The 12624-nt window shown below is 45.2% G+C and carries 14 protein-coding genes; 10 read left to right on the top strand and 4 right to left on the bottom strand.

Annotated features, from left to right (window positions below):
* Window positions 1-138 precede the first annotated feature (138 nt).
* From GTO83_RS07615 to GTO83_RS07595, 5 genes are all read left to right on the top strand, one after another.
* On the top strand, window positions 139-759 hold the full coding sequence (locus tag GTO83_RS07615) for a DUF3841 domain-containing protein (RefSeq protein ID WP_180870154.1): 621 nt from the start codon (window positions 139-141) through the stop codon (window positions 757-759).
* Between the two features lie 70 nt (window positions 760-829).
* A complete protein-coding gene (locus tag GTO83_RS07610) occupies window positions 830-1399 on the top strand; it encodes an NADPH-dependent F420 reductase (RefSeq protein WP_180870152.1) in 570 nt (189 codons plus the stop codon).
* Between the two features lie 159 nt (window positions 1400-1558).
* On the top strand, window positions 1559-2128 hold the full coding sequence (locus GTO83_RS07605) for a TetR/AcrR family transcriptional regulator (RefSeq protein ID WP_180870150.1): 570 nt from the start codon (window positions 1559-1561) through the stop codon (window positions 2126-2128).
* 56 nt (window positions 2129-2184) lie between these two features.
* Entirely contained in the window at window positions 2185-3045 is an 861-nt protein-coding gene (locus GTO83_RS07600; RefSeq protein WP_180870148.1) for an NmrA family NAD(P)-binding protein, read from the top strand.
* 11 nt (window positions 3046-3056) lie between these two features.
* Window positions 3057-4373 (top strand): carboxylesterase family protein, encoded by a 1317-nt coding sequence (locus tag GTO83_RS07595; protein WP_180870147.1) that lies wholly within the window; start codon window positions 3057-3059, stop codon window positions 4371-4373.
* A gap of 306 nt (window positions 4374-4679) precedes the next feature.
* On the opposite strand, the gene GTO83_RS07590 is transcribed toward GTO83_RS07595, so the two are convergent.
* The 3 genes from GTO83_RS07590 to GTO83_RS07580 all read right to left on the bottom strand — a co-directional run bounded on the left by GTO83_RS07590 (window position 4680) and on the right by GTO83_RS07580 (window position 7221).
* Window positions 4680-5231 (bottom strand): VIT1/CCC1 transporter family protein, encoded by a 552-nt coding sequence (locus GTO83_RS07590; RefSeq protein ID WP_180870145.1) that lies wholly within the window; start codon window positions 5229-5231, stop codon window positions 4680-4682.
* Between the two features lie 266 nt (window positions 5232-5497).
* Window positions 5498-6334, bottom strand: coding sequence for an HAD-IIB family hydrolase (locus GTO83_RS07585; RefSeq protein ID WP_180870143.1), 837 nt, complete (start codon window positions 6332-6334; stop codon window positions 5498-5500).
* An 11-nt stretch (window positions 6335-6345) separates the two neighbouring features.
* Entirely contained in the window at window positions 6346-7221 is an 876-nt protein-coding gene (locus GTO83_RS07580; RefSeq protein WP_305066880.1) for a mechanosensitive ion channel family protein, read from the bottom strand.
* 132 nt (window positions 7222-7353) lie between these two features.
* On the opposite strand from GTO83_RS07580, the gene GTO83_RS07575 reads away from it, so the two are divergent.
* Window positions 7354-7764: a DUF948 domain-containing protein gene (locus GTO83_RS07575; RefSeq protein WP_180872160.1), complete on the top strand. Its 411-nt coding sequence runs from the start codon at window positions 7354-7356 to the stop codon at window positions 7762-7764.
* 1 nt (window position 7765) lies between these two features.
* Entirely contained in the window at window positions 7766-8215 is a 450-nt protein-coding gene (locus GTO83_RS07570) for a hypothetical protein (protein WP_180870142.1), read from the top strand.
* A gap of 156 nt (window positions 8216-8371) precedes the next feature.
* On the opposite strand, the gene GTO83_RS07565 is transcribed toward GTO83_RS07570, so the two are convergent.
* Window positions 8372-9469 (bottom strand): Xaa-Pro peptidase family protein, encoded by a 1098-nt coding sequence (locus tag GTO83_RS07565; protein ID WP_180870140.1) that lies wholly within the window; start codon window positions 9467-9469, stop codon window positions 8372-8374.
* Between the two features lie 172 nt (window positions 9470-9641).
* Here GTO83_RS07565 and ccpA point away from each other — a divergent pair, with 172 nt between their 5' ends.
* From ccpA to GTO83_RS07550, 3 genes are all read left to right on the top strand, one after another.
* The gene (gene ccpA / locus GTO83_RS07560; protein WP_180870138.1) at window positions 9642-10667 is read left to right on the top strand and encodes a catabolite control protein A; all 1026 of its coding nucleotides are present in this window, start codon (window positions 9642-9644) and stop codon (window positions 10665-10667) included.
* A 5-nt stretch (window positions 10668-10672) separates the two neighbouring features.
* Window positions 10673-11521, top strand: a complete 849-nt coding sequence (locus tag GTO83_RS07555) for a hypothetical protein (RefSeq protein ID WP_180870137.1) — start codon at window positions 10673-10675, stop codon at window positions 11519-11521.
* Between the two features lie 92 nt (window positions 11522-11613).
* Window positions 11614-12342 carry a YebC/PmpR family DNA-binding transcriptional regulator gene (locus tag GTO83_RS07550; protein ID WP_180870135.1) on the top strand — a complete coding sequence of 243 codons (729 nt, stop codon included), beginning with the start codon at window positions 11614-11616 and terminating at the stop codon, window positions 12340-12342.
* Window positions 12343-12624: the final 282 nt, after the last annotated feature.

Raw genomic sequence — 12624 nt, 5'->3', positions numbered from 1 at the left:
AACTTACAATTTTTCTGTTAAGCGTACATATGAATTTCTTATCATTGGGTCAAAAGGGTGCGCTGACGGTAATAGTGGGAATATAATTGAAGCGAAGATACCAGTTTTTAATCGTCGAACGGGGAGTAAGTGATTAAGATGATTATTTGGACTATTCAGCCGTATGCGGTCTTCGAAAAGGTAATGACTGCTGGGGTTTTCTTTTGTGATCCGCAGAAATCACGTAAATTAACGGATGATGGGGGGAACTTTTTACAGGCCTATCAATGGATGATTAAGGAAATGCGACAACGGATTGGCGAGCCGCCAAAAGCCGGGGCTTACCCAATCTGGGCCTGGTACCGGAGCCGGGATTTCCGCCATCAGCGACCGGATTTTCGCTGGATTCGGGATTATGCCAATGAAGTTTGTATCGAACTTGAGTTGCCGGATAAGGCCGTTTTGCTAAGTGATTATGAAGGTTGGCACTTTGTCTTGAACAATTGGTACTACTCAGCAATGACGGGAAAAACACAATTGCACCAAGATGATTTGTGGTTAGCCAAAATTCCGCCGCTTGAACGGCCAGAACTGAAGGAAACTTCCTGGCAAAAGATTTTTGATATTACCCCACGACTAGGCAGGGACCAGAATGGCGAAATGGTCCAAGCTTGTTTTTGGGGGCTTTACAAGTCCCAAATCCGGAAGGTTTGGCACTTACAAGCCGGCAAGAAGGTTTCATTAATCTATGTTCAACCGCCAAGGGTGGGCGCTAAATAAGCCGAATTATTTTCATGCGGACGCTAATTGATCTACAATGTAAGCGTTAACATAAAATGGAGGCGATTAAATGCAAATCTCAATTATTGGTACCGGTAATATGGGAACCGCCATTGCCAAGAATTTTAAGGCAGCAGGTAATGAAGTCACGACGATCGGTCATGGCCAAGTTGCCAAAGAATTCGGTGAGCTGGTGGTCTTTGCCGTTCCGTTTGAGGCAGAAGCCGAGTTAGCAGATCAATATAAGCATTTGTTGGCCGGGAAGATTGTGGTCGACATTTCCAATCCGTTGAACTTTACCACTTGGGATGAACTCGAAGTCCCAAGTAATTCATCAGCCGCTGCTTTGCTCCAAAAGGAATTGCCAGCCGCCAAAGTTTTGAAGGCCTTCAACACGACCTTTGCGGGAACGTTAACTGCTGGCAAGGTGGGGACCACCCCGACGACGGTTTTGGTCGCTGGGGATGACGAGGAAGCCAAGCAAACTTTCATGAAAGCCCTTGATGGTAGTCCGCTCCGGGTAAAGGATGCCGGACTGCTAAAGCGCGCGCGTGAATTGGAGGCAATGGGCTTTTTACAAATGACCTTAGCTAATCGCAAACAGATCACCTGGATGGGTGGCTTTGGTGTGAATGCTTAGTTTTATTTTTAATGAAGCGGACGGGAGCCACCCTTTGCGGTGACCTGAATAAACGGAAAAGCATTGCGACTGTGGATGGAAAAAGCCCCATTCGCAGTCAATTTTTATTGACTAAAAGTGAATGATCATTTATTATTAGAAGCATTAGGAGGTGATGATTTGCGGACACGTGATCAGACTAAGGTTGATAAGATTAAGCAGGCGGTCTTAGATTTGACGAGTCAAGAAGGCCTTTTAGGTTGGAGCATCGCGAAGCTAGCCAAGCGGGCGGGGGTTTCTCCGGCAACGGTTTATATTTACTATCCCAATAAGGATGAAATGTTAAAGCAGTTGTACCGGGAGTATTCTCAAAAGGTCAATGACTATTTGACCGAGCGCGTTGATCAAACTGAAACGGGGTCGACCGAACTTCGCCAGTTGATGACGGCTTATTATGAATACATCAAGGCGTATCCGGCAACGTATTTATTTTTAGATCAGTTTGCCAATTTTCCGCCGTTAATGAGTCAACTCCCAGAAGCCAAAACGGGGTTTGCGGTGGAAAAGATTTTGGCACAGATGAAAGCGGACCAGAAGCTCCGAGATTATCACCTTGGTACCATGCTTGATTTAATTTTCTATCCCTTACGCGCGGTTGCTACCCAAACTCCAGCGAGCGAAGGCAACGCGGCCCAATTGGAAGAATTAATTCAAATGGTTCAACGAGCCATATTACGAGCGGAATCTTAACCTGCTTTTTATTTTCAGTTAAAAAGAATGAATATTCATTTAAAGGAGGAAGCATAATGAAGATTTTAGTGAGTGGAGCAAGCGGTCACTTAGGTCATCTAATTATTCGGAACCTTTTAGAGCGTGGCGTTTCAAAGGAACAAATTGTCGCCGGTGCGCGGCACACCAATCGGGCAAGGGATCTTGAAGCACAGGGAATTAAGGTAATTCCGTTTGATTACGACCAGCCAGCAACATTAGAAGCTGGCTTAAAGGGAATTACCCACTTCATGATGATCTCCGTTTCGCAAAATGATACCCCCGTGCATCAACATGATTTAGTAATCGAAGCGGCTGCTAAGGCAAACCTGGAAGTTTTAGTCTTTACCAGTATTTTTCGGGCCAAAGAAAGTAATTTGCCACTCGCGCCAATTATGAGAGCGGCCGAAGAAGAGATCGAAGCCCTGGGCATTCCGCACGTTTTTTTACGGGACAATGCCTATTTGGAAATGTATCTTAGTAATGTTATGCAGGCCATACAAACTGGTCAATTAGTTTCTTCAGCCGGCGACGCTAAGATCGCGGGGGTGAGTCGCTTTGATATTGCTGAGGCGGCAGCGATTGTTCTTACCCATCCTGAATACTACGGTCAAACCTTAGAATTAGCCGGAGATCAAGCCTTTACCTTTAAGGATTTGGCCCAGCTTGCCCAAACCTACCGGAAGGCGCCAGTTACGTACCAACCAATTACCTTAGCGCAAAGTCATCAAATGATGAAGCAAGCGGGTTTTCCTAAACATGACTTAGCGGTCATGGATCAGTTGGAAAAGGTTACAGCCTCAGGCGCCCTAAATACCGACGACCATACCCTAAGTGAAATCTTAGGCCATGCGACCTTAACGATCGATGATTTAGTGAAACGTTACTTAATGAGCTAGGAGGAAAAAGAATGCGGAAAGATTTAACTTTTAAAGCCCCTGCCGGGACCTTTGTTGGGTATGAAGACGAAGGAACAATTCAAATTAAAGGAATTCGCTATGCTGATTCCGTTCGCTATGATCGACCAGCCCTTTATCATTATGGATCTGGAAATCACCTCATGATGGCCAACGCTCCCTTTGGGATTCAAGCCCATTCGGTAGCCGAATACGACCTCCAAGGAACCCGGTACGAAGATTTTCCGCAAGTTGAAAACGACCAGTATCTTTCCATTACCCGGCCCCTAAATCAACAAATTGATGAAAAACTTCCTGTGATGGTTTGGTTCCATGGAGGGTCATACCGGAATGGTGGGGCTGACGGGCCAAGCTATGATCGAAAACTCCTAGTTAAGGAAAATGGCGTGATCGTGGTGGGTGTTAACTATCGGTTAGGAATTCTTGGTTTCTCGCGCGATCGGGAAGGGAACTATGCCAACAATGGTTTGCTCGACGCCATTACTAGCTTAAAGTGGCTCCAGGAAAATATCGCGGCCTTTGGGGGTGATCCCGATAACGTTACGATCTTTGGACAATCTGCCGGGGCTGATATGGTGCGGGGAATCATTTTGGCGAGCGGGACGGCTAATCTCTATCACCGGGCAATTATGCAAAGTGACCCGATTGGTTCGATGAAAAACCGGGAAAAGTTAGACGCTCAGGTCTTAGAGCTAATCAATCAGTATCCAATTGATGCCCCAACTAGCGAATTATTAAAGATTCAACTTGAAATTCAGGACAATATTACTGAAAAGGGCTTGGACAAGTTTCTGATTTTTGCGCCACACTATGGGGTTTACCCATTACCAAACGAAAATGAGATCCCCACTCGTTTAAAAGAAGTGGCCGCGGATCACAAACTATTAATTGGGGCGACGACCAGAGAAGCCGCCATCGTGCTTGGCACTAGCGAAAAATTAGCGGGGCTCCATGAAAAACGCTTAACGAAAAGGATTACCGAACGCTTCATCAAGAAGATGAGCCACGCAATCTTTATTGATCCAAGCCTTGAGTTTGCCCAGCAGTATGCCCAAGCGGGGGGAACGGTCTATCATTATGCCTTCTCCTGGTTGGACGATCAAAAGACGTTGGGAGCAATGCATATTGCGGACCTGGCACCGCTTTTTGGCCTTGGTCAAGCGGAAGGATTGCCGGTTGCGATGGGGTATACGCAAGCTCAAGTCGTTGAAGCTGGGCGGCCAATGCGGCAAATTTGGACCACCTTTGCGGCAAAGGGGATTATTAAGCAGTTTAAGATCAATCAGATGTTAACGATCGAACAACTATAAGGTTGGTTAAATGAGAAAATAAGTTAAGTCATCAGTCCTTGTAAGGTTGGAAAAAGAGCGAGGGCAAGAAGAAACTTGTGCTTCTTCCTGCCCTCGCTTTTTGGGTAGCTAAAAACTAACCGTTAGTGATGGGAAATTTACATTTGGTGAGTTAATACTTTCCCTTATTTACCACCGCAGGCCCGCTGATCACGCCAGGATTGATCGGAATTGCGGTATTTTTTCAAAATCAGATCGTTGGGGTTACCATCTGATCACCCTTTAGCCGGCTTGCCTTAGTAACCGGTTTCAAAAATGGCTGAATTGTTAAATTGAAGCGCCGAGTAAGTAGGCAATCAGCGTGGTTACCAAACCGACCACCAGGTTCCGGATGACCATCCGGGGAGTTGACACGTTTGCTTGATACGTACTAATTGTGGCATTCAAGGCCAATGCTAGTAACATCGCGCCTAAAGTGGTAATTACCCGCAAGGATCGGTCAGCCAAAGTCATGGCTAAAAGGGGAATCAATGCGCCAACGAAAAAGGATAAAAAGGAGCTGATTGCGGCATGGATTGGCATTAACAGGTCGGATTGCTTGAGGGTTTGGGGATGGCTTTCCATCGTTTTGAGTTGGATGTCGCGTTGAGCACTGACTGAAATCCATTCCCCACCAGCCATTGAACAAGCCCCGGAGATAGTCCCCATGAGGCCACTGATGAAAAGGGCCTTGCTGTTAAGGTTAGCCCCGGTTGCTCCGAGAACAATTCCTGAAATCGAAATAATCCCGTCGTTAGCTCCTAAGATACTAGCCCGGATGACATTAATACTATCCCAAAAACGGTGCGCTTTAATTTTGAAAACGTTAACGATACTCATATTAATTTGCTCCAAATAATTTACTACGTTCAAAGTAGCACAATCTAGCTTTTAAAAAAAGTCTAAATATAATATTTGAATATTCTTTTTTTAAATAGTAAAAAAATGAGTATCAATCCTAAGCAAGCAGCTAAGGATCAATTAGCTAAAACCATCCCTAAAAATAAGTAAAATCAAAGACCCGACCGATCGAGATCTGGTGCAATTAAAAAAGTAATTGCGCAGATTTGTGGATCTGTCGGGTCTTATTTATTCAAAATCGCAACCTATCGCATTTCTTTCAGCAATTGGTTAATTTGTTTTAACACGCCGTCGTGGTTGTTATCAAAATCAGTGATGTTCGCTGCTTGCATTTGGATCAGTGGGGCCGCGTTTTTCATGGCATAACTTTGCCGGGTCATGGTTAACATTCCTAGATCATTTTCGTTATCGCCAAAGGTGACTACGTGTTCAGGATTAATCCCATCCCGGTCAAGTAGTTTGATCAGGGCATTAGCTTTGGTAGCGCCGGCTTGACCAATTAGTTCGGTGTTAAAACCGGAAACTTCCATTAAGAGATTATCAGGTAAGATGCCGTCCAAGATTCGTTTGAATTGGGTTGGTGAAACTTCGGGGGCAAAACAAATCGCAATCTTGATAAAATGCTCATTAGGAAAAAGTTGCGTGACCTTGGTTAGATCATTGACCACTGTGACGTTTTCGTAAAAGATTTTGGTTTCCGCCAGGCTAGCGGGACTCATACTTTGGTCAACATAGGCAGTATCAATTCCGGCAACGATTAACTCACTAATGTGTTCAGCGGGGAAAGCTTTGGTGACTTCATGGAGAATGTAATTAATATCCTGCGGATCGATTGGGGTGTAGTCAGCTAAATGAGTACCTTCATGAATGACCGACCCGTTTTGGGAGATGAAGTCGAGTTGCTCTTCAAACCCCTTAAACTCCCGGGCAAGCCGGGGAAAGGATGACCCTGAGGCTAAGACAAATTTGACATCGTATTTTTGCATTTGTCGGAGGACTTTTTTGAAGAGATGGTGATTATAGGAATGTTGATCATTCAAAAAGGTTCCATCCATGTCGGTAACAATCATTTTAACGGTCATTTTTTCACTTCCTAATTGGTGCTTGGCTGATTAAAAGTTGGGGCAAAGGCAATTCCCGCCGTATTGAGAGCCTTTAGGGTGTCATTTAAAAGTTCGCTCGCTAACGTAGCCACTACGGCGGTATTAGCTTTGACACTCAGCTGATAGAAAAGTTGGCCCTTCACGGTTACTGGTCCAAGGATTGTAGCGCTTGCCCCTTGCCATTCTTTCCTTGCAAGATGGTTAGTAATTTCTTGGCTGATGATTTGGTTGACTTGATCAAGGGGGGCCGCTGGGGCCAATGGGAGATCAATGGTCTGGGTTAATTGGTGGCGAGAATAGTTTTTAACCGTCGTGATATTCCGGTTGGGGATGAAATTTAAGGTCCCGTCAGCACTTAAAATCTTGGTTGTCCGTAAGCCTAGAGCAGTGATCGTACCTTTGATTTGGCCAATTTCGACGACATCGCCAACGTCAAGCTGTTGTTCTAGTAAGAGGAAGAGCCCATTAACCATATCGGAAACAAACCCTTGTGCCCCAAGCCCTAAGGCGATGGAGAAGATCCCCGCACCGGCAATCAAGGTTCCTACTGGTACGCCGATCATCGAAAGTACTGCGTAGAGATAGAAGAGGTAGCAAGTATAACGAAAAATATTTAGCGTCAACATGTGGAAGGTGGCGGCGCGCCGATTACCTCCCAAGATTTCAATCCGTTTAGTTTGTTTAAACAGCGAATTAATGATGATTTTTCCAATCCATAAGATTAAAAAGAAAATGATGGTCGCTAAGATTAAACTGGCCAATTTATCAATAAAATTGCTAACCAGGTTTTGCCACCGTAATTTTGCGAGGGAGGAACTAATTTCTTTGATTTGGTTTTTTACCTGCGGGGTCATCGCCGCTGCCATTTTGATTACTCCTTTAAAGGAAATTTTTTTAAACAACTATAAATGTAGCGAAAGCAAGGAAAGAATGCAAATCTAATTGCGACGAAAGTGGTTCCATGCTATGCTAAATTAAAATCAAAGGGGGCATCAATGATGACAGTTGGACAATTAGCAGGAATGATTGCGGCCGTAGCCTTAGTAGTCTTGGTAATCGCGTTGGTTTGGTTCTTGGTCCAAGTCGTTAAGGCAATTCAGCAAGCAACTGCTAACCTTGCAGACTTAACCAAAGAAGCCACTGAGCTGAGCCACCAAGCTGATGGCATCTTGAAAAACACAAACGAATTATTGGAAGATATTAACGATAAAGCTGATAAAGTTGACCCGGCTTTCGTTGCGGTCGGTGAAGTTGGCCAAAGTGTTAGTGACTTAAACGATGCTTCACGGGATTTCATGGACCACCTTGCTCAACGGTGGGCTCGTCGCAACAAATGGACTACCAAATTAGGTGAAGCAGTAGCGGTTAGTTTATTTAATCGTTTGAAGAACCGAAAGAAGGAGAAGTAAAATGGCAAAACGTTTATTAACGACCTTAGTACTTGGTGGAGCGGCAGCGGCCACCGGTTGGCACTTCATGAATAGTGAAAAGAAAGCTGCGGTTAAGGCGCAAACCCGAAAGTATGTCGACAACGCTTTAGATGTAACCACTGATTACGTTTTAGAAGTTTTAGATATTACTGATGGTTTGATTGCGGATTACTCCGACCGGTTTGGTGGTCGCTTCATGGCGGTTAAAGAACAAGCCCAAGCTCAATCTGAAAAGTTGGCTAAGGCCGTTATGCCAAAGGGGTTCGACGAAAAGACCGCTGATCTGCGCGATGAATTAAAGGCCGCTAAGGAAGCCGAAAAAGCTGATGACATTGTAATTGATCAAACGGCGACGGCTGAAGAAACTAATGCAGAAGCTGGGGATGCTTCAGCTGATAACGAAGATGCATCATTAAGTAGTGAAAAATAGGCGGAAAAGTAAATATTTAAGCTACCAAAGCTAAAGAGAGGCTGAGAAGAAACACGATTTTCTTCTCAGCCTCTCTTTTATCTCCGAAGGTTACTCAGCAACTACGGTTTAGGTAGAGATAGCTGCCCAACCGACTGTGACAATTCATCAGGTTACTTACTTGACTGCCATAAACTCTTTCGAAGTGTGGGTAAATGGTTCACACCCATCTTCAGTGATGTGAACACAGTCTTCGATTCTCACGCCGGCAAAGCCAGGAATGTAAATCCCTGGTTCAATGGAGAAACACATGCCGGGTTCAAGGACGAGGTCATTGCCTTCCATGATTGAAGGAAATTCGTGTTCACTCATCCCCATCCCGTGGCCAAGCCGGTGGATAAAGTATTCACCGTAGCCAGCCTTGGTAATGATATCCCGCGCGATTTTATCTAGTTCGGCGGCAGTTATTCCAGGTTTAGCAGCTGCTTGCGCGGTTAATTGGGCTTCTAGGCAAACATCAAAGATTTCCCGTTGCCGATCAGAAATGTCGCCAATGGCAATCGTCCGGGAAGCGTCACTAATGTAGCCATCAAAGACGGTCCCAAGGTCAAAGAGAACCATGTCATGGTCTTGGATTACGCGGTCAGAAGTGGCACCATGCGGTTCCGCAGCGTGCGCCCCAGTTTGAACGAGGGTGTCGAAACTCATTTGCATAATTCCTTTTTGCTTTAAGGCGTATTCGAGTTCGGCCGCGACCGCTTGTTCCTTAACGCCAGGGTGAGCAGCCTTGAAACCAACTTCGAAGGCAAAGTCAGCCCATTTTCCCGCTTCGTTTAGCTTCGCAATCTCATCTGGTGATTTGATGAGACGCATCTTTTCAATGACTGGGGTTAAGTCAGTTTCAAATTTTGCCTTTGGGAAGTTATCTTGCAAAGCACGTAAGCGGGCCACGGTTAAGAAACCAAGCTCTGCTCCCCACTTAGTCGGGTTGGGAACCCGCTTTTTAACTTGTTGGGCAATCATTTCATAAGGATGTTCGTGGTCTAGGTAACCATAAACTGGGTTTGTCCAACCGGTCTCCTTGATGGCTTCAACTTCAAGGGCGGGAGCGAACAAGAATGGGTCTTGGTCCGGAAAGACCAGGAGGGCTAACACCCGTTCAACTGGGTCACTGTAAAACCCAGTTAAGTATTTAATGGTCATGGGGTCACTAATGTAAGCGACATCGAGCCCTAGTTGACTAATTAATTTACGCAATTGGCTTAATTTGTCCATTTAAAAAGGCCTCCTAGCTAGTTTGATTAAAAAACAATGAACATTTGGTAACAATTATATCACGATCGGGTGAATGATTTGCGCTTTCATGTGAACTTTGCTATATTGTTGAGTGCCAATGAAAACATATGTGAAAACATACCAGACTTAGCAGGAAGGGGAGTATTTAGTGATGAAGAAACAATCAGTAACTATTTACACAGTTGCACGGGAAGCACGGGTTTCAATGGCGACGGTTTCCCGGGTCGTTAATGGGAACCCAAACGTTAAACCCGAAACCCGGAAAAAGGTCCTCGAAGTAATTAAGGAATTGAACTACCGGCCCAATGCGGTTGCTCGTGGCTTGGCAAGTAAGAAGACCACGACGGTCGGGGTTGTTATTCCTTCAATTACCAATGATTATTTTGCGCGGCTAGCCCTTGGGATCGACGATATTGCTTCGATGTACAAGTACAATATGATTTTAACTAATTCCGACGCTGATGATGGCAAAGCCTTGCAAGTGGTACGGAGTATGATGGCCAAGCAAGTTGATGGGATTATTTTCATGGGACATGACATTACCCCGGACTTACAAACGGAATTTGAAAATTCCACGATTCCAGTGGTTGTCGCAGGCTCAATGACTAATGATCCTGAATTACCAACGGTGCGGATTGACTATCGGAAGGCTACTCAAGAAGCCACGACTTACCTCTTAGAACACGGCGCCAAAAAGACGGCGTTGGCAATTGGCTCCAAGGAAACTACGGTTAACAAGGACTTCCGGATTCCTGGATATCAAGCCGCTTTGGAAGCCGCTGGGCAAAGCTTGGATGAAAGCTTAATTTTTGAAGGTCATGATTCTTATAGTGAAGGTTATGCCCTGGCAGAAAAGGTCAAGGATGCTGGCGTTGATGCCATCTTCGCTAGTGATGATGGGATTGCGGCTGGCTTATTGAATGGTTTGACGGATTTAGGCGTTAAGGTACCAGCTGAATTCCAAATCATTACTGGGAATGATACTAAGTTGGCGGAGGTCACGCGGCCGATGTTAACCTCGATTACCCAACCGCTTTATGACCTTGGAGCGGTTTCCATGCGGTTATTGACTAAGTTGATGAATGGGGATCAAGAAGAAAGCGATCAACCAACGAAGATCGAAGGCTCAAGTGTGATCCTCAACCATGGCTTTGTCGAACGGCAAACCACGCGTTAAGCAAGATGGCAGAAACACAATTAACCCGAGAAGAATTAAGGCGGCAACGAGAAGCTAATACGCCTCCAAAGACAACGGCAACGGTTGAAAAACATCCTTGGCATCTTTGGAGATACCTGGTGGCGATCTTGGTCGCCCTTTTCTTCATGGTTGGGTTGTGGGCACACCAGACGGTTTTAAACGAATCGAAGGCCGAAGCAACCCTTACGAATACGACGGTTTTATCAACGGTCCAAAGTGAATTGAATAGTGGCTTAACTCAGTATGGCCTATCAGATTTAGTGACGACGAGTGATACGAAATCAATTTTGCATCAGCTAGTTACTGAGGTGTATGGAAATCAGAAGTTATCCCTTGACTTGTCCTCAATTACGGAGCGAGTTAGTAACGAAGCTAATTCCAGTCTTTCGGTTTATGGGGTCCAAATTCCGAGTCAGTTAACGAATGGCGTTGCCGGAACTGTTAATACGGCGATTAACAATCAATTGAATACGAGTCAATTGCAAAACTTTGAGCAAGGGCTTCAAGTGGCAAAGTTTGTTGACTGGGCGATCATGATTTTTACTGGATTATGGTTAGGGTTATTAGCAATCCGAGAATTGAAAAATCACTCCTTAAGGCGATATCTCAGTGTGGTAAGCCTGCTAAGTGGTATTTTAATGTTCATCTTGGTGGCAGGGGTTAACGGCTATCTTAAAACACTAAACTTTAGTAATGCGATTGCCAATAGCATCCTTACCGCTACCACCAATACAGTGACGCATACCGGCCAATTGATTGCCTTAATTGCGGTGATAATCGGCCTTAGCTTCCTGGTTTTAAACTTCATCTTTCGCCGGCGCCAGCGATCATAAGGAGGAAAGCTCGTCTGAGGGTTGAAATTAACGGTGGAAACTGTTAGAATTCAAATGTTTGTTATCAATTAAAAAGAAAAGAGGAGTTAGTAATGTCAGGACATTCAAAATGGCATAACATCCAAGGGCGGAAAAACGCCCAAGATGCTAAGCGTGGTAAGATTTTCCAAAAGATTTCACGTGACTTGTACCAAGCCGCTAAAGCAGGTGACCCGGATCCCGACAACAATCCTCAACTTCGGCTGGTGATGGAAAAGGCGCGGGCAGCTAACATGCCTAAGCAAAACATCCAACGGGCCATCGACAAGGCGACTGGTGCTGGTGGTGCCAACTTCGAAGAAATTACTTACGAAGGTTACGGTCCAGGTGGGGTTGCGGTAATGGTCTTCTGCCTTACTGACAACAAGAACCGGACGGCAGCTGCGATTCGGTCGGCCTTCACCCACTCTGGGGGCTCCCTGGGGGCTAACGGTTCAGTTTCCTACATGTTCAATCGGATGGGGTTAATTGAAATCCTCCGTGACGGTTTGGACAAGGATGAAGATGAAGTCTTGATGGATGCTTTGGACGCTGGGGCTGATGATATGAAGGCTTCAGATGACAAGTTCCAAATCTTCACTGATCCAAGTGCAATGCCATCCGTCCGGGACGCCCTACAAGAAAAGGGTTACGAACTTGATACTGCTGAAGTAACCATGATTCCGGAAAACAAGACTAAGGTTCCTGCTGACAAGGTTGGCCAATACCAACACTTGATTGATGAACTTGAAAACAACGATGACGTGGCTGACGTATACGAAGCCGCATACATCGAAGAATAATTGAATGATAACGTTAGTTGGGCAAGTCCGGACTAGTGGTGAAAGAGGTTAAGCTTTTAGCTTAGCCTCTTTTTTATTTTAAGTAACCCTATGAGGGATGAACCGTTCGTTTGCAGTTGTCTAATCAGTGCAGAGTGGAGAAATGAGTTGTAATTAAACTTACCTAGCCCCGCGAGTGACTATTTAGCGAAAAGAATTGCGGCCCAACCACAAGCAAATGATGAGCATGCGATTGAAATTGTGATTGAGCGTTGGCCAAAAGCGTAGTTGAGTTAGTGATGG

Source organism: Lactobacillus sp. 3B(2020) (assembly GCF_013487845.1).
Lineage (GTDB): Bacteria > Bacillota > Bacilli > Lactobacillales > Lactobacillaceae > Limosilactobacillus > Limosilactobacillus alvi.
Note: the sequence above shows the minus strand (reverse complement) of the source record. Positions and strands in the feature narration are given on the sequence as shown.

What these genes read in the sequence shown, in the direction of transcription:
- GTO83_RS07615 (WP_180870154.1), top strand. Translation starts at nt 139, where the DNA reads ATGATTATTTGGACTATTCAGCCGTATGCGGTCTTCGAAAAGGTAATG.
- GTO83_RS07610 (WP_180870152.1), top strand. Translation starts at nt 830, where the DNA reads ATGCAAATCTCAATTATTGGTACCGGTAATATGGGAACCGCCATTGCC.
- GTO83_RS07600 (WP_180870148.1), top strand. Translation starts at nt 2,185, where the DNA reads ATGAAGATTTTAGTGAGTGGAGCAAGCGGTCACTTAGGTCATCTAATT.
- GTO83_RS07595 (WP_180870147.1), top strand. Translation starts at nt 3,057, where the DNA reads ATGCGGAAAGATTTAACTTTTAAAGCCCCTGCCGGGACCTTTGTTGGG.
- GTO83_RS07590 (WP_180870145.1), bottom strand. Translation starts at nt 5,231, where the DNA reads ATGAGTATCGTTAACGTTTTCAAAATTAAAGCGCACCGTTTTTGGGAT.
- GTO83_RS07585 (WP_180870143.1), bottom strand. Translation starts at nt 6,334, where the DNA reads ATGACCGTTAAAATGATTGTTACCGACATGGATGGAACCTTTTTGAAT.
- GTO83_RS07580 (WP_305066880.1), bottom strand. Translation starts at nt 7,221, where the DNA reads ATGGCAGCGGCGATGACCCCGCAGGTAAAAAACCAAATCAAAGAAATT.
- GTO83_RS07575 (WP_180872160.1), top strand. Translation starts at nt 7,354, where the DNA reads ATGACAGTTGGACAATTAGCAGGAATGATTGCGGCCGTAGCCTTAGTA.
- GTO83_RS07570 (WP_180870142.1), top strand. Translation starts at nt 7,766, where the DNA reads ATGGCAAAACGTTTATTAACGACCTTAGTACTTGGTGGAGCGGCAGCG.
- GTO83_RS07565 (WP_180870140.1), bottom strand. Translation starts at nt 9,469, where the DNA reads ATGGACAAATTAAGCCAATTGCGTAAATTAATTAGTCAACTAGGGCTC.
- ccpA (WP_180870138.1), top strand. Translation starts at nt 9,642, where the DNA reads ATGAAGAAACAATCAGTAACTATTTACACAGTTGCACGGGAAGCACGG.
- GTO83_RS07555 (WP_180870137.1), top strand. Translation starts at nt 10,673, where the DNA reads ATGGCAGAAACACAATTAACCCGAGAAGAATTAAGGCGGCAACGAGAA.
- GTO83_RS07550 (WP_180870135.1), top strand. Translation starts at nt 11,614, where the DNA reads ATGTCAGGACATTCAAAATGGCATAACATCCAAGGGCGGAAAAACGCC.